Below are 15234 nucleotides of genomic sequence, written 5' to 3'. Positions count from 1 at the left end.
GGCCCCGTGGTGCGGGACAATCGACCCCATGATCGAAGCGCGGCGGCTGCACATCCTCCGTGCGGTGGCCGACCACCGCACGGTCACGGCCGCTGCCGCCGCGCTCTATCTCACGCCGTCCGCGGTCTCCCAGCAGCTGACCGCCCTGGAGCAGGAGACGGGCCACCGCCTGGTCGAGCGGGGCGCCCGCGGGGTCAGTCTGACCCCGGCGGGCGAGATCCTGCTCGCCCACACGAACGCGGTCCTCGCCCAGCTCGAGCGGGCCGAGGCGGAGCTCGCCGCGTACAGCTCGGGCGCGGCGGGGACGGTGACCGTGGCGTCCTTCGCCACGGGGATCGGCCTGGTCGTGGGCCCGGCCCTGGCACGCCTTTCGACCGTCGCGCCCGGCATCCGGGTGCGGGTCCAGGACGCGGAGGGCGACGCGAGCCTGCCGATGGTCCTCGACCGGCAGGTGGATGTCGCCGTGGCGGTGGAGTACCGGGGCGCCCCGGGCGCGGACGACCCGCGGCTGACGCGCGTCCCGCTCTACGCCGAGCCCTTCGACGCGGTGCTCCCCGAGACACATCGCCTGGCGGCGGCGGAGCGGGTGCCGCTCGCGGAGCTCGCCAAGGACGCGTGGATCGGGCCGTTCGCCGGCAACCCCTGCCATGACGTGGTGATACTCGCCTGCGAGGCGGCGGGCTTCCAGCCCCCGCTCGAACACTGGTCGGACGACTTCCGCGCGGTGGTCGCCCTGGCGTCGGCGGGGGCGGGCGTGGCGCTCGTGCCCCGCTCGGCGCTGCGGGGCATGGATGTCTCGGGGGTGGTGATCCGCCCGGTGGAGGGCGTCGCTCCCACCCGCCGGGTCTTCGCGGCGGTGCGGTGCGGTGCGGAGGAGCATCCGCTGATCCGTCCGGTGCTCGACGCGCTGGGGGAGGCGGCGGGAGCCGACCTCACGGCTTAGGCGCGGCAAGGTCCCGCCGGCGGTGGGGCCGACGGGACCGGGCGCTACACCCTTACATCCAGAGGCCGTCGAGGAACGGGTAGGCCTCGGTCAGCCTGGCAGGGCCCTGGATGAGCTTGTCCTCGGAGACGACGACGAACTCGTCGCCCTTGGTCAGGAAGTAGTGTGCCGTGGAGTCCGATACGGCCGTGGCCGCCGCGTCCGGTCCGAATCCGAAGGAGTCGGGTGCGGCCGTCAGCAGGAACTGCTGGTGGGACGAACCGCGTGCCAGATCCACCTTGGTGGGGTCCATGGTGACGCTGTCCTTGCGGCCGAAGATCACGAGCCTGCCGCGCTCGGTGCCGAAGCCGGTGACGTCGCACAGCTCGCCGACTGCCTGTACGAGGCCGGGGTGCAGCATGGCCTCCGCGTCGTGGACGGGACCGTGGCCCTTCTCGGAGAACTCGATGGCCTGGTCCCGCGTGAAGCCCAGATAGGTGTGACCGCTGCGCTTGGCGGCCGGGCCCACGGCGTCGAAGCCGTCCCGGAAGGGCTTGGGCAGGTGCGGGAACTGTTCGGCGATCTTTCGTGGCCCTGCCTCGATGCCGCGCCGCTTGGAGAAGCGGATGAACTCGTCGCGGCGGAAGCCCTCGAAGCGTACGTAGGGCGCGTCGCTGTCCGGGATCGACTTGGCCGCCGCCTCGAAGATCCCGCCGCCCGCGTCGAGCGCCTGCTTGGCCGCGCCGCTCAGGGAGCCGAGGACCGAGCCGAGGATGCCGCCGCCGGCGGAGACCACGGTGGCCGTCAGCGCGTCGAACGCCGTGGTCTCGCCGCGGCTCGGCACCCGCTCCAGGCGCCACTGCTGGGCGATGCGGGCTCCCGCGGAGGGCTTGGCCGCCTGTTCCAGGGCCACGTCCGGCATGTTGCTGTCGTCCTCGACGGACAGCAGGTGGCCGCTGTTCACGTTGACCAGCGTGTACCGGTCGTCGCCGGACGCGACCGGCCGCCACAACTGGGACTCCAGCAGATCCTGCCGGGTCTCGGCCGGGCACTGCTGGACCGGAGAGCCCGCGCGGCCACGGCCGGTCATGATGTCCATGCGCATGGTGCTGTGCACGCTCTGCAGCGTCCAGGCGCCCTCCTTGGCGGCGCTGGGCCGCAGATGCCACAACTGGCTGTGCCGGGCGGTTCCTTGCGGGTGCAGCTCCTGCTGCACGACCGGGGCGCTCTGAGCGGTCTTGGCCCCCTGCACTCCCGCGTACAGCCCGCTCGCCTCGTTCTTGAGCAGGTAGATCCCCTCGGACAACGCAGACATTGCAACCTCCGTGGAAGACGGACAGTGATCCCCCGCGTGTGCGCCTCACAGAGTAGGAGCTGTGCCCGATTGCCGATACGGGCGGATTTCGGCTGCTATTTACCCCTCAATCAAGGGGAGTTGGCGGGGGTGGGTGCAAGGGAATCGGCCCAGGTGGCGTCAACTGTGCGTGGTGGCGGACCTGTTGACGGGATGCCGGGTGGGGGCGAGGGGTCGTGGAGAGGGGCAGTCCGGTTCTTGCCTGTGACGCAGCGTCAGGTGCTGCTGTGGCGCGGGCGGACCGACTTACGGCCGGGGTGGCCGTGCTTCACGTCAGGCCGCCGGAGACCGGCGTGGCGCCGAGGCCCCCGTCCCCGTCTCCTTCCGCCTCCCCGTCCGCGTGGCGCAGGACCCAGTCGTCGAGGTCGCGGGCGGCTTCCAGCGGATTGGCTGCAACGTAATCCCACCACCACTCCGTCTGGGTGGAACTTTTTGGGGCCGGGGCCGGGGCCGGGGCCGGGGCCGGGGCCGAAGCCGGGGCCGGTGCCGGTGCCGACTCGCGAGCGCGCAGTTCCTCACGGAAGCACGACTCGGCCGCCATGAAGCGCGCCCGCGCCGTCGCCGCGTCCACGCCCAGGACGTCACCGATGACCTGCCAGCTCGCCCCGCCGAGCCGCTCGTACACGGCGGCGGCCTCGAAGAAGCGCCGCGCGGTGCGCAGCACGTGGGCGGCGCCGGCGAGCGCCGAGCCGGGGGAGTGCGTGGTGCCGTCGGGCGCAGTTCGTGCGCACCGACGGGCACGGTCGCGCGCGCGATCTCGGCCAGCTCGCACGCTTCGTACGCCATCGCCAGCCGAGCGCGTGCCGCGTCCGTGAACGGCGATCGCGTGAACGGCGTTCGCGTGTACGGCGGTTGCTCGTAGGGCAGTTGCTCGTGCGGCGGTTCCTCGTGCGGCGAGGTGGCGGCATCGGAGTGTGGGCTGTCCATGTCGGTCTGCCCGCCTCAGCCGCGCACGAAGTAGAGGAGGGTCATCGACACGGCGGTGGTCAGGATGATGGCGCGCAGCAGCCGGTCGGAGAGGTGGCGCGCGAAGTGGGCTCCGGTGAAACCGCCGGCCAGCGCGCCGCCGAACATCGTGGCGAGGACGAGCGGATTGCGCAGCGCGTCGGAGGCGACGAGGAGCAGGGCGGTCGCGCTGAGATTGATGGCCGCGATCTGCGTGACCCGCATCGGATTGCTCACCGCGGTGTCGAGTCCGAGGCCGATGCCCCACAGGGCGAACATCATGATGCCTACGGCCCCGCCGAAGTATCCGCCGTACAGGGCGAGGAGGAACTGGCTGATCAGAACGGCCCGGGAGCTGATGCCGAGCTCGCGGCCGAGCGCGCCGCCCAGTGCGCGCGAGAGGCGGCGACCGAAGGCGAGAACCAGCGTGGCGAACGCGAGCAGCCAGGGCACCGCGGCATCGAACGAGGCTGCGGGCAGGGTGAGGAGCAGGGCGGCGCCGAGCCCGCCCCCGACCACGCTGACCGCCGTCAGCGCCTTCGTCGATGTCGTTCCGAGCGGGGTGAGTTCGCGTCGGTAGACCCATCCACTGGCCACGGCTCCGGGTACGAGGGCGATGGTCGACGACGCGTTCGCCGTCACGGGGGACAGGCCGACCGCCACCAGAGCGGGCAGCGCGACGAACGTGCCTCCGCCGCCGACGGAGTTCAGCGCTCCGGCCGCGACGCCTGCCACCAGCACGAGGAGTAGTTCTGCCACCTGCCGAGCATCGCCCTGTGAGCGGTGGGCCCACAATGCGTTATCGGTGTACCCAGCCTAAGGCTGTGCCATAGGCTCACGAGGGTGCGCTATGACCTGGACGACCTGCGGCTGTTCCTCGGCATCGTGACGGAGGGGTCGATCACGGCGGGCGCGCGCCGCATGCACCTGAGCCTGCCGTCGGCCAGCGCGAGGGTCCGCTCGCTGGAACAGCAGGCCGGTGTGGCCCTGCTGATCCGGGGTCGGAGAGGCGTGCGTCCGACCCCGGCGGGGACCACGCTGGCCCGGCACGCGCGCGAGGTCCTGGCCCAGACCGTCCGTCTGGAGAGCGCGGTCGCGAGCTATACGAGATCCCCGACCGCGCCCCTGACCCTGCTGGGCGGCGGCTCGGCGGTGCACCGGCTCGTGCCGCGAGCCCTGGTCTCGTTCCTCCGGGCCCACCCGGATGTCGACGTCCGCGTCTTCGAGAACCGCACGCCGCAGATCGTGCGGATGCTGGCCGATGGCGCGGCGGACCTGGGAATCGTCCTGGACGACGAGGCGCGCGACTGCGGTCTGGCGATGGAGCCCCTCGGCGACGACTCCCTGGTGGTGGTCGGCCAGGCGGGCGGGATCCTCGCAGGCCGTACGTCCCTGACCTACAGCGAGGCGGCTGAGCACCCCCTCGTCGGCCTCGACGCCGACGCCTCGCTGCGCCGCTGGATCGAGAGGCATGTGGGCCCCCACGCACCGGTCGTGCGCTACCGCACGACGGTCGCCGACCTCAACGTCCTGGTGGCCCTCGCGGCGGCGGGCGTCGGCCTCGCCATAGTCCCCCGCCGAGTGATCGACCCCTCCCAGCCCCTGGACGTATGCGACTTGCAGGACGCTTGGGCCCGCCGACACCACTTGCTGGCCTGGGGCGCCAAAACGGGCCCGGCTTCCCCCGCCGTCGAGTCCCTGGCCGAGCATCTGCGCAGGGCGTCGCATGCCGAACCCAGGCGTGCCCTCCCGCCCCTCCCGCCCTCCTGAACCCTCAGCTCGTGGGCCGTGCCGTGCTGGCCCGCAACACCACCTCGCCCCTCACCCGCTCCACCCGCGACCTCGCGCCTCGTTCGCGGAGGGCGAGGGCCAGTACGTCACGGCCCATGCGGGTCAGCGGCAGCGCCACCGTGGTCAGCGGGGGCGTGAGTTCGCCGATGAGAGGGATGTCGTCGAAGCCCGCGAGCGACACGTCGTCCGGCACCCGGAGCCCCCGCTCCCGCAGCGCGCCCAACGCCCCCACGGCCATCACGTCCGTCACCGCGAAGACGCACGTCGGGCGCTCTCCACGGCGCAGCAGTTCGACCGCGGCCGCATGACCGCCGTCACGGGTGAAGGCGCCCTCGACCACCCGCTCCGGGGGGAGGGCGACTCCTGCGTCGGCCAGTGCCTCGCGGAAACCGGCCAGGCGGTCCGCGACCGTGGTGAGGCGCTCGGGGCCGGTGAGGACGGCGAACTCCCGGTGGCCCAGGGCCAGTAGAGCCCGCGCCAGCGCTCCGGCCCCCGCCCGGTTCTCAGGCTGCACGGTGTCCACGCGAAGGCTGCGGTGTCGGCTGACCACGGCGACACGGCCCCCGTCACGCATGTAGGGCGCGAGCTCCGACTGCAACGCCCGCTCCCACGCGGGGTCCTGGAAGCCCGAGCCGATCAGGAGAATCGCGCGGGCCCGTTGCGCCCGCAGCATCGAGACGTACGCGATCTCCCGTGCCGGTGCGCGGAAGGTGCTGGCCAGCATGACCAGCACGTCCTGCTCGGCCGCCGCGGCCATCACCCCGCTGGCGATGGCCGCGAAGTACGGGTCGCCGACGTCGTGACAGATGACGCCGACGGTGTTGTTCGAGGAACTGGCGAGCGCCTGCGCATGGGCGTTGGGGATGTATCCCAGTAGGTCCGCCGCTTCGAGCACCCTGCGCCGCAGGTCCTCGCGTACGCGCGTGGTGCCGTTCAGGGCCCGGGACGCGGTGGCCGGCGAGACCCCGGCGGTGCGGGCCACCGCGTGGAGGGTGACGTGCCGCCCGCGCTCACGTCCCCGCCCTGGCGCGGGCGCGGCAGGGGCTCGCGGTTCCTGCCCCTGCGCCTGCCCCTGTGCCTGCCTCTGTGCCTGTCCCCGCGCCTGGGTTGGCCCTTGCCGCCGGCCAGTTCCAGACCCCTGCTCGCGCCCTGGTGCCCGCACCGCGCCCCCCTCGTCTCGCGCCGCGAAACTTCGAGCCGACCTATTGACCCTGCGGTCAGCCAGTCATTAGCGTGGCGGACACCTTATCAGAAAGCGCTTTCTGAAAGCGGTTTCCGCATCACCGTCTCACCTGCCACCGCACGTACCCACGTACCACCGCACGTACTGCCGCACCTACCACCTCACGTCACCGCTGCACGCCAGGGGAGTTCACCGTGAGCCAGAGCGCACTGCAGGCAACTCCCGTGAAAACGGCGGGCGTTGTCGACCGCAGCCGCCCCACCCCCCGTCAACGCCTCGCAGAAGCGGCCGAGAAGAGCTGGCGTCCGCTCGTCCTGCTGCTCGTCTGCTTCGGCGTCTGGTGGCTGATCGCCGCCACCGAGATGGTCGAGGCGTATCTCGTGCCCTCGCCGGGCGCGACCTTCGACGTGATCCTCGACAAGCCCGACTACCTGTGGCAGCACACCTGGGTCACCACCTACGAGACCCTGCTCGGCTTCGTCATCGCCGTGGTCGTCGGCGTCCTCGCCGCGGTCCTCATGGTCTATTCGACGACCGTCGAGAAGACGCTCTACCCGATCCTCCTCTTCGCCCAGGTCGTACCGAAGATCGCGATCGCCCCGCTGTTCGTCGTCTGGCTCGGCTTCGGCATCGCACCGAAGATCCTCATCGCCGTACTCATCGCCTTCTTCCCCGTGGTCATCTCGATGGTGACCGGACTGAAAGCCGTCGACCCGGAGATGCTCCAGCTCTCCGCCACCATGGGCGCGCGGCCCTGGCAGACCTTCCTCAAGATCCGCTTTCCGGCGTCGCTGCCGCACCTCTTCTCCGGCCTGAAGGTGGCCGTCACGCTCGCCGTGACCGGCGCCGTCGTGGGCGAGTTCGTCGGCGCGAACGAAGGCCTCGGATATGTGATCCTCCAGGCCAACGGAAACCTCGACACCCCGATGCTCTTCGCGGGCCTGCTCGTCATGTCGCTGATCGGCGTCGTCCTCTTCGTGCTCGTCGAGATCGCCGAGAAGCTGCTGCTCCCGTGGCACGCGAGCCGCAGGGACGTGGCCGCCACCACGGCCTACTGAGACCCACCAGGGCCCCACGGCCTACCGAGACCCACCCCGCGGTGCCGGCGCACCCACCCCGCCATGTCCGAATGTTCGACGTACGCGAGAAGGGCCGTCCCATGCACGCGCGCAGACTGCTCACCGGCATCGTCCCCCTGGCCCTCGTCGCGGTGACCGCGACGGCCTGTGGCGGCGACGACGACAAGACGAGCACCAGCGACTCAGGCAAGAAGCTCGACAAGGTGACGCTGACGCTCAACTGGTATCCGTACGGCGAACACGCGCCGTTCTACTACGGCAAGCAGCAGAAGATCTTCGAGAAGCACGGCATCGACGTGGAGATCAGGGCGGGCCAGGGGTCGCAGAAGACCGTGCAGGCCACCGGCGCCGGGCAGACCGACTTCGGCTGGGCGGACACGCCCGCGGTGCTCGCGGGCGTGGACCAGGGCGTGAAGGTGAAGAGCCTGGGTGTCTTCCTGCAGACGACGCCCGCCTCGGTGCAGTACTTCGAGGCCCAGGGCATCAAGTCGCCCGCCGACCTCAAGGGCAAGACGATCGCGGGCACGGCGGGCGACGCGCTCACCAAGACGTTCCCGATCTTCCTGGAGAAGAACGACATGGAACTGTCCGACGTCAACGTCCAGAACACCGACCCGGCGGGCAAGATCGCCGCGGTGATCTCCGGCAAGACGGACGCGCTGCTCGGATACGCGAGCGACCAGGGCCCCACCATGCAGAACAAGGCCAAGAAGGGCGTCTCGTATCTGCGCTTCTCCGAGAACGGCCTGAACTTCTACTCCAACGGCCTCATCGCCGGGCCCAAGACCCTCCAGGGCAGGGGCGATCTGGCCAAGCGCATGACCGCCGCGGTGAGCGAGTCGTGGGCCGCCGCCGAGAAGAGCCCGGAACCCGCGGTCGCCTCGATGGAGGGCGCCTCCGAGCAACTGCCGCCCAAGGACGTCCTGTCCGAGCAGTTCAAGACGACGCTGACCCTGCTGCACACCGACGCGACACAGGGCAAGGCGCCGGGCGCCAACACCGAGGCGGACTGGCAGCAGACCATCGACGTCTTCTCCGAGGCGGGCATGGTCAAGAAAGCCAAGCCCGTCGCCGAGTACTGGGACGCGGCCAAGGGAATCAAGGGCTGAGGGGCGGCAGGGCGATGGCGAAGGACGCGACGCTCAAGACGAGCGACGAGCCACGCGCGACGGTGGGGGAGACGGCGAAGGCAGACGCGCGGCCGACCGCGGTACGCCTCGATGACGTCGCCGTCCGCTTCCGTACGAAGAAGAAGGACGTCACGGCGTTGCGGGACGTCTCGCTGAAGGTCGGCGCGGGCGAGTTCGTGGCGATCGTCGGGCCGTCGGGCTGCGGCAAGTCCACGCTCCTGAAGCTGGTCGCGGGGCTGCTCGCGCCTTCGTCGGGCGATGTGCTCCTCGGCGGCGAGCGGGTGCGTGGGCCGCGCCGCGACATCGGATACGTCTTCCAGCGTGCCGCCCTCCTGGACTGGCGCACGGCGCGCCGCAACATCCTCCTCCAGGCGGAGATGCGGGGAATCCCGGGAGCCGAGGCACGCGCGCGTGCCGATGAGTTGATCCGCATGACCGGACTCGGCGGGTTCGAGGACGCCTATCCGCACGAGCTCTCCGGAGGCATGCAGCAGCGTGTCGCGCTCTGCCGGGCGCTGCTGCACGAGCCTCCGGTGCTGCTCATGGACGAGCCCTTCGGAGCACTCGACGCGCTCACGCGCGAGCAGATGAACGTCGAGCTGAACCGGATCTGGCGCGAGACCGGGACCACGGTGCTCCTGGTGACCCACTCGATCCCGGAGGCCGTCTATCTGGCGGATCGCGTGGTCGTGATGAGTCCGCGCCCCGGCACGGTGGAGGAGATCATCGACGTCGGCCTTCCCGTGGAGCGGTCGTACGCGACGACGCTGGCGACGGCCGAGTTCACCGAGGCCACCGGGCGCATCCGCGAGTTGCTGGGGGCGGTGTCCGCGCACGAGTGAGGCCTTCGCCACGGAGCCGGGCGGGGGTTGGCGCGCGTCTCATATTCGGGATAGCGTGCCGAATATGGAACGTGAGTCAAGTGTGGAACACGACGGGGTCGACGAACGGCTCGCCGCCCGCCTCGCCGAACTGCGGGCGGAACGCGGCTGGTCCCTGGGAGATCTGGCGGACCGCAGCGGCGTGAGCCGCTCCACCCTGTCGCGGGCCGAACGCGCGGAGATCAGTCCCACCGCGTCCCTCCTGAACCGGCTCTGTGCCGTTTACGGACGCACCATGTCGCAGCTCCTGAGCGAGGTGGAGGCCGAGCCCGCGCAACTGGTGCGCGCCGCCGAGCAGCGCGTGTGGACCGACGGCGCCTCCGGCTTCGTGCGCCGGTCGGTGTCGCCGCCGCACGCCGGGCTGCGCGCCGAACTCGTCGAGGGCCTACTGGAACCGGGCGCCGACGTGGCGTACGACCGGCCTCCCGTACCCGGGCTCGAGCAGCACATCTGGGTGCTCGACGGCGGCCTTGAGGTGACCGTCCAGGGCGAGAAGCATGCCCTGGAGGCGGGGGACTGCCTGCGCTTCCGGCTGTGGGGGCCGACGCGGTTCCGTTGCGTCGGGGAGCGGGCCGTGCGGTACGCCCTGGTGGTGGTCGCGCGATGAGCACCGGGCGGGCGGCCTCGGCGCCGACGCGCCTCAGTGCCGACCAACTCCACCATGCGGCGGACGACTTGGCGGACCTGCTCGTCGATGTCGTGGACGGCGGATCGTCCCTAGGCTTCCTCGCGCCCCTGGACAGGACGGCCGCCGCCGACTGGTGGCGGGGCCTGACCCCCGCGGTGGCCGGGGGACGGCTCGCGATCTGGGTGGCGCGTGACGGCGAGCGGGTCACCGGCACCGTCAGTGTTGGCTTCGTGGACAAGCCCAACGGCAGGCATCGCGCCGAGATCCTCAAGCTGATGGTCCATCGTGCCGCACGCGGTCGGGGCCTCGCCCGCACCCTCCTGGCCGCGGCGGAACAGGCGGCGGCCGACGCGGGCGTCAGTCTCCTGGTCCTGGACACGGAGACCGGCAGCCCCGCCGAGTCCCTTTACCGGCACGGCGGTTGGACGGCTGCCGGTGTCATTCCCGACTACGCGGCCGATCCGGCCGGGGTACTCCATCCGACCACCCTCTTCTTCAAGAAGGTGGCCGGTTCGGACGTACCCCGGCCGGAGCCGGCGCATCAGTAGCGCAGCGCGGCCAGATACGCGTAACTGTTGCGCGCCGTGGCGAACGCGTCGGCGGGGCTGTCGTGCTCCACCAGCCACTGCTTGACGCCGCCCGCCTGCGCGTCGTCGAACATCGCGGCGAAGTCCAGCGTCCCCGAGCCGACGTCGGCGAAGCCGCCGTCCGCTGCCATGTCCTTCACATGGAGCGCGGGGAAGCGCCGCCGGTGCCGCACGAAGTACGTCGCCGGATCGGCGCCGCCCTTCGCCGCCCAGTACACGTCCAGTTCGAAGCCGACCAGATGCGGATCGGTCTCGGTGACGAGGATGTCGTACAGGCTCGTGCCGTCCACCACCACATGGTCCGAGCCGTGGTTGTGGAAGAGCACCGGACCGAGCCCGGCGTCACGTGACGCCTGCCCGATGCGGTTGAACTGCCGTGCGGCCTCCCGGAATCCGTCCGGCGTGTGCAGCGCGCCGGGCAGACTCGGCACCACCGGCCACTTCGCGCCGAGGGTGTGCAGATCCTCCAGCGCCTGCGGGAGACCACTGCCCTTGAGGGTGTCGTACGAGACGTGTTCGAGGACCGCGCGCAGGTCCACCGCGTCGAGCATCCGCCGGATGCCGGCCGCGCTGTTCCCGTGCCTGCCGCTCACGCCCACCGTCGCGTAGCCGATGTCGGCCAGCTGCTCCAGCGTGCCCGCGAAGTCCCGCGCGAGGGCGTCACGCATCGTGTAGAGGTGCATGCCGATCCCGCCGCGCGGGATGCGCCGGCACCGTGACGCGTCACTCGCGCGCGCGGGCAGCGCGGTACCGACCGCTGCCGCGAGCCCCAGCGACGTACCGAGAAAGGCGCGTCTGGTCCCGTTGAGGCTGGACCCCGACCCGCTACGGCTGGTCCCGTTCGGACCGGTTCTCTTCAGGGATGTCATGGCCGGCCCTTCACTTCGCCGTGATCCGGACAGCGCCGGTCGTCGTGTCGCCCTTGTCGTCCGTGACGGTCAGATGCGCCGTGTACGGGCCCTGGCGGGCGTACGTGTGCTCGGCGGTGGCGCTCTCCGTGCCGGTCGGCTTGACGTTGTCGCCGAAGTCCCAGTGGTACGAGGCCGCCGTGCGGCCCGCGGGGAGCTTCACCGTGCTCGTGAGCTTGACGGCGAGAGGCGCGGTGCCGTCGGCCGGAGCCGCCTTGACCGTCACCTTCGCACCGGTCTTCTTCTCGACGCCGGGACCGTTGAAGTGCAGCCAGTCGAGCGTCAGGAGATCGGCCTTCTCGGACGTCCACTCGGGGTTGGTGAAGACGGCGTACAGCTTCGTCGTGCCGTCGTGGTCGGCCAGTTGGGCGGTCGGCGAGATGAAGTTGCCCCAGCCACCGGTGTTCGGCACGCTCACCTTGCCGAGCAGCTCGCCTGTGGGAGAGCCGGCGCGGAACTCGATGTCACCGCCGAGCCCGGCCGAAGCCGCGCCCACCGTCACGGAGTCGACGCCCTTGAGGTTCACCGGGTCGAAGGAGACCCAGTCGCCGTCCTCGATCTCGATGAGCCGCTTGCCGCCGGACGCGTCCGCGCGGTCACCGATGTCCACCCCGCCGTGCGCGCCACCCGTGGCGGTACGGTGCTCGCCCTCCCGGAAGGAGGTCCGCAGCGTCAGCGAGGAGGACCCCGTCAGGGCCGGCGCACCGGACGCGCCCTTGTCCTCGTACTGGGCCGTGATCCCGTAGTACAGGTTCTGACCGGGACCGTGGCTGTCGCCGGCGTCCGTCACGATCTCGCCCGCGCAGCCGGTGTAGTTGTCCAGCGGATGCAGATGGGTGTCGTGCCCGAGCTGGGACTGGACGACGACCCGCTTGCAGTCGATCTTCCCGTCCTCCTTGTCCGTCACCTTGATCTTGAACGGGATCGTGTCGCCGAAGCTGAACGTTCCGCCGTTGGGCGGCTGTTGGATGCTGACCACGGGCCGGGTGTTCCCGACGGTGATCTCCTGCACGGCCAGGCTGCTCAGCTCGTCCGGCCCGGTGACCTTGAGCCGCGCGCTGAACTGCCCTTTCTGGGTGTACGTGTGCGTGGGGTTGGCCTCGGTCGAGTCGGTCGTGCCGTTGCCGTCGAAGTCCCACGCGTAGGTGACGGGCTTGCCGCCGGGCAGCCCCGAACCCGCGCTGGAGAACTTCACCTCCAGGGGCGTGCTGCCGTTGTCCGGAGTGGCCGTGACGCGGGCGTCGGGCAGCCGTCCGTCCGCCACGTAGTCGATGCGGTAGATGCCCGCGCCTTCGTTGCCGCCGCCGCGGCCCGTGCCGCTGCCGAGCCCGAAGTCGATGACGTACATCGCACCGTCAGGACCGAAATCGGCGTCGAAAGGCTGGTTCCATTTCATGTCGCCGAAAATGGAGTTGATCGACTGCAGGTCGCCCGCCTTCGCGGGCTCGAAGCGCGGGTCGGTGAACGTCTGGTCCTTCTCCTGCATCGAGAAGACCTTGAACCACTGCCGCGTCAGCTCGTAGTTGAACCACTTCCCCTCGAAGTACTCGGGGAACTTCGTCTTGTACGTGTTGGCGGCGTCGTAGTCATAGACGGGACCGCTCATCGGGCCTCCGCCGCCCGTGCCGAGTTCGGGGAACTTCTCCGAGGCGGAGTAGGCGTACCAGACATCCGCGCCCTGGGCCGGAGGCAGGTCGCGCAGGCCCGTGTTGTTCGGCGAATCGTTCACGATCTTCGCGCAGTCGAATTTCGCGCCCGACTTCTTCGTCGCGAAGTCGTAGTCGTTGAACGGGGTGTTGTCGCCGACGCAGTACGGCCAGCCGTAATTGCCCGCCTTGGTGATCCGGTTGAACTCGACGGTTCCCTCCGGGCCACGGTCGGCCACGGCGTTCTTCGCGTCGGGCCCGTAGTCCGCCATCAGCAGGGCGCCGCTCAGCGGGTCCGTGGTGATGCGGAAGGGGTTGCGCATGCCCATGGCGTAGATCTCGGGGCGGGTCTTGTCGGTCCCCGGCGCGAAGAGGTTGCCCTCCGGCACGGAATAGGTCCCGTCGTCCTTCGGCGTGACACGCAGGACCTTGCCCCGCAGGTCGTTCGTATTGCCGGAGGTGCCCTGTGCGTCCCAGGCGCGGCGGCCCTCGCGCTCGTCGATCGGGCTGAATCCATCCGATGCGAACGGATCGGTGTTGTCACCCGTCGCGATATGCAGATCGCCCTTCTTGTCGAAGGCGATCGACCCCGCCATGTGCGAGTTCGCCCGGCCCTCGCCACGGAAGGTGGGAATGGTCAGAATGCGTTTCTCCGTGGCCAGATCGACCTTTCCGCCCGCTTCGGTGAAGCGGGAGAGATTGATGCGTTTCTCGTTCTTGTCCGAGTTCAGGAGATAGACCCAGTGGTTGTCCTTGAACTTCGGGTCCAGCGCGAGGCCGAGCAGCCCGTCCGACTGGCTCGTCATCTCGGGGGTGTAGTCGAAGTCGAGCGCCGTGGAGACCTTCAGCGTCTCCTGGTCGATGATCTTCAGCTTTCCGGTGCGCTGGATGAAGAACACCCGGCGGTCGGGCGCGACGGCCAGCTCGAAGGGGTCGGCCAGATCGTTCGTGGCGAGCGGCGTGCGCTGGAAGGCACCGGTCTTGGTGGCGGTGCAGTCGCCGGGCTTGTTGCCCGCGGCCCACTCGATGCCACCGAGAATGTGCTTGAGGAAACTCTCTTCCTGGTAGGCCGCCTTGTCGTGCCCGCCCGCGGTGTACCAGGAACGGCCGCCGTCGTAGTTCTGGCACCAGGACCACGGCTGGTCGACGCCCTCGTCGAGCCCGGTGACACCGTCACGCACCTTGACCTGCGCGAGTGTGTGCACCTTCCCCGTCGGATTGGCGCGCCAGTTGTACCACTCCTCCGTTCGCTCCCAGAGCTCCGGAAGACCCTTCGTGGAGGGGTGCGCGTGATCGAGTACCTTGACGCGCCCGGTCTGCACCTCGGGGTGCTTGTCGAAGATCGCCCCGACCAGTCCCTCGTACCACGACCAGTCCCGCTCGCTGGCGGACGCCGCGTGTAGCCCGACCCAGCCGCCGCCCCCGCGGACGTACTTCTGGAAGGCCGCGCGCTGGTCGGCGTCGAGCAGGTCGCCCTTCTCCGGGGTGGAGTTGGTGTTGTTGAAGACGATGGCCTGGAAGCGGGCGAGATTGGCGTCGGTGAAGGCCGCCGCGTCGTCGGTGGCCTCGACCTCGAAGCCGTTCTCACTGCCGAGCTTCTTGATGGCCTCGATGCCCGCGGGGATCGAGTCGTGGGGGAAGTTCGTGACCTTGGAGAAGACGAGGACGCGGAAGGGGTCGGCTTCGGCTGCGGGGTGCGGCTGGGGTTTCGTCTCGGCGGCCGCGCGGGGCGTGGCGGTGAGCCCGAGGCCGATGATGAGGGCCAGCAGGGCGATGAGCGCGAGCCAGGGGCTCGGCGTGGTGGGGCCCGGTCTCGATGCGGTGGGGCCGCGTCTGGGCACGGTGGGACTCGTGGAACTCATGGCGCTCCCTGGGCTGGGCGGGTGGACGGCTGCCGGTAGCCGGGTTTGCGGTGAGTGCGGTGAGTGTGAATGTGAGGGGTGCGGGTGGGGGAAGGGTGCGGGTGTGGGAGGGGTGCGCGCGGGTGCGGGGGTGTGTGGGTTAGAAAGCGCTTTCTCCCGCGCGGTGTTCAGCGTAGGTTCCGACCTGACGGGGGGTCAATGGGTCGGAAGGGCCTGGCGTGAGGAGGGGGTCACGCAGCGGTACGTAGGCGGGGCGGTTGTATCGGGGCGGTATGAGGGCGCGTGTGCGGGGGAGGGTTTCAGGGGCAGGCGTTCGGG

The 15234-nt window shown here is 70.3% G+C and carries 13 protein-coding genes; 7 read left to right on the top strand and 6 right to left on the bottom strand.

The window, feature by feature from the left end; all coding sequences use genetic code 11:
- Positions 1 to 28 precede the first annotated feature (28 nt).
- Positions 29 to 943, top strand: a complete 915-nt coding sequence (locus tag ACWFRU_RS19450) for a LysR family transcriptional regulator (protein ID WP_453688519.1) — start codon at positions 29 to 31, stop codon at positions 941 to 943.
- Between the two features lie 52 nt (positions 944 to 995).
- Here ACWFRU_RS19450 and ACWFRU_RS19445 read toward each other — a convergent pair whose 3' ends face one another.
- The 3 genes from ACWFRU_RS19445 to ACWFRU_RS19435 form a co-directional block, all read right to left on the bottom strand.
- Positions 996 to 2237, bottom strand: coding sequence for an RICIN domain-containing protein (locus ACWFRU_RS19445; RefSeq protein ID WP_453688517.1), 1242 nt, complete (start codon positions 2235 to 2237; stop codon positions 996 to 998).
- A gap of 307 nt (positions 2238 to 2544) precedes the next feature.
- Complete coding sequence (locus tag ACWFRU_RS19440; RefSeq protein ID WP_453688515.1) at positions 2545 to 3048, bottom strand: hypothetical protein; 504 nt, start codon at positions 3046 to 3048, stop codon at positions 2545 to 2547.
- Between the two features lie 170 nt (positions 3049 to 3218).
- The gene (locus tag ACWFRU_RS19435) at positions 3219 to 3980 is read right to left on the bottom strand and encodes a sulfite exporter TauE/SafE family protein (protein ID WP_453688513.1); all 762 of its coding nucleotides are present in this window, start codon (positions 3978 to 3980) and stop codon (positions 3219 to 3221) included.
- 84 nt (positions 3981 to 4064) lie between these two features.
- On the opposite strand from ACWFRU_RS19435, the gene ACWFRU_RS19430 reads away from it, so the two are divergent.
- The gene (locus ACWFRU_RS19430) at positions 4065 to 4991 is read left to right on the top strand and encodes a LysR family transcriptional regulator (protein ID WP_453688511.1); all 927 of its coding nucleotides are present in this window, start codon (positions 4065 to 4067) and stop codon (positions 4989 to 4991) included.
- A 4-nt stretch (positions 4992 to 4995) separates the two neighbouring features.
- Here the strand turns inward: ACWFRU_RS19430 and ACWFRU_RS19425 are convergent, their stop codons facing one another.
- Positions 4996 to 5994 (bottom strand): LacI family DNA-binding transcriptional regulator, encoded by a 999-nt coding sequence (locus tag ACWFRU_RS19425; protein WP_453688509.1) that lies wholly within the window; start codon positions 5992 to 5994, stop codon positions 4996 to 4998.
- A gap of 395 nt (positions 5995 to 6389) precedes the next feature.
- Here ACWFRU_RS19425 and ACWFRU_RS19420 point away from each other — a divergent pair, with 395 nt between their 5' ends.
- From ACWFRU_RS19420 to ACWFRU_RS19400, 5 genes are all read left to right on the top strand, one after another.
- Positions 6390 to 7253: an ABC transporter permease gene (locus ACWFRU_RS19420; RefSeq protein WP_365815619.1), complete on the top strand. Its 864-nt coding sequence runs from the start codon at positions 6390 to 6392 to the stop codon at positions 7251 to 7253.
- A 101-nt stretch (positions 7254 to 7354) separates the two neighbouring features.
- Positions 7355 to 8383, top strand: a complete 1029-nt coding sequence (locus ACWFRU_RS19415; RefSeq protein ID WP_453688886.1) for an ABC transporter substrate-binding protein — start codon at positions 7355 to 7357, stop codon at positions 8381 to 8383.
- Between the two features lie 14 nt (positions 8384 to 8397).
- Positions 8398 to 9246 carry an ABC transporter ATP-binding protein gene (locus tag ACWFRU_RS19410; RefSeq protein ID WP_453688507.1) on the top strand — a complete coding sequence of 283 codons (849 nt, stop codon included), beginning with the start codon at positions 8398 to 8400 and terminating at the stop codon, positions 9244 to 9246.
- A gap of 64 nt (positions 9247 to 9310) precedes the next feature.
- The gene (locus ACWFRU_RS19405; RefSeq protein WP_453688505.1) at positions 9311 to 9892 is read left to right on the top strand and encodes a helix-turn-helix domain-containing protein; all 582 of its coding nucleotides are present in this window, start codon (positions 9311 to 9313) and stop codon (positions 9890 to 9892) included.
- On the top strand, positions 9889 to 10461 hold the full coding sequence (locus tag ACWFRU_RS19400; protein ID WP_453688503.1) for an N-acetyltransferase family protein: 573 nt from the start codon (positions 9889 to 9891) through the stop codon (positions 10459 to 10461). The genes ACWFRU_RS19405 and ACWFRU_RS19400 overlap by 4 nt, the downstream gene beginning before the upstream one ends.
- On the opposite strand, the gene ACWFRU_RS19395 is transcribed toward ACWFRU_RS19400, so the two are convergent.
- On the bottom strand, positions 10455 to 11273 hold the full coding sequence (locus tag ACWFRU_RS19395; protein WP_453688884.1) for a sugar phosphate isomerase/epimerase family protein: 819 nt from the start codon (positions 11271 to 11273) through the stop codon (positions 10455 to 10457). The genes ACWFRU_RS19400 and ACWFRU_RS19395 overlap by 7 nt on opposite strands.
- A 106-nt stretch (positions 11274 to 11379) precedes the next feature.
- Entirely contained in the window at positions 11380 to 14916 is a 3537-nt protein-coding gene (locus ACWFRU_RS19390; protein WP_453688502.1) for a ThuA domain-containing protein, read from the bottom strand.
- Positions 14917 to 15234: the final 318 nt, after the last annotated feature.

Source organism: Streptomyces sp. NPDC055099 (genome assembly GCF_053607685.1).
This window is presented reverse-complemented; position numbering and strand designations above follow the sequence as displayed.

Bases quoted from the DNA above. Each gene is read 5' to 3' on its own strand.
- ACWFRU_RS19450 (WP_453688519.1), top strand. From the start codon at position 29: ATGATCGAAGCGCGGCGGCTGCACATCCTCCGTGCGGTGGCCGACCAC.
- ACWFRU_RS19445 (WP_453688517.1), bottom strand. From the start codon at position 2,237: ATGTCTGCGTTGTCCGAGGGGATCTACCTGCTCAAGAACGAGGCGAGC.
- ACWFRU_RS19415 (WP_453688886.1), top strand. From the start codon at position 7,355: ATGCACGCGCGCAGACTGCTCACCGGCATCGTCCCCCTGGCCCTCGTC.
- ACWFRU_RS19410 (WP_453688507.1), top strand. From the start codon at position 8,398: ATGGCGAAGGACGCGACGCTCAAGACGAGCGACGAGCCACGCGCGACG.
- ACWFRU_RS19405 (WP_453688505.1), top strand. From the start codon at position 9,311: ATGGAACGTGAGTCAAGTGTGGAACACGACGGGGTCGACGAACGGCTC.
- ACWFRU_RS19400 (WP_453688503.1), top strand. From the start codon at position 9,889: ATGAGCACCGGGCGGGCGGCCTCGGCGCCGACGCGCCTCAGTGCCGAC.
- ACWFRU_RS19390 (WP_453688502.1), bottom strand. From the start codon at position 14,916: ATGAGTTCCACGAGTCCCACCGTGCCCAGACGCGGCCCCACCGCATCG.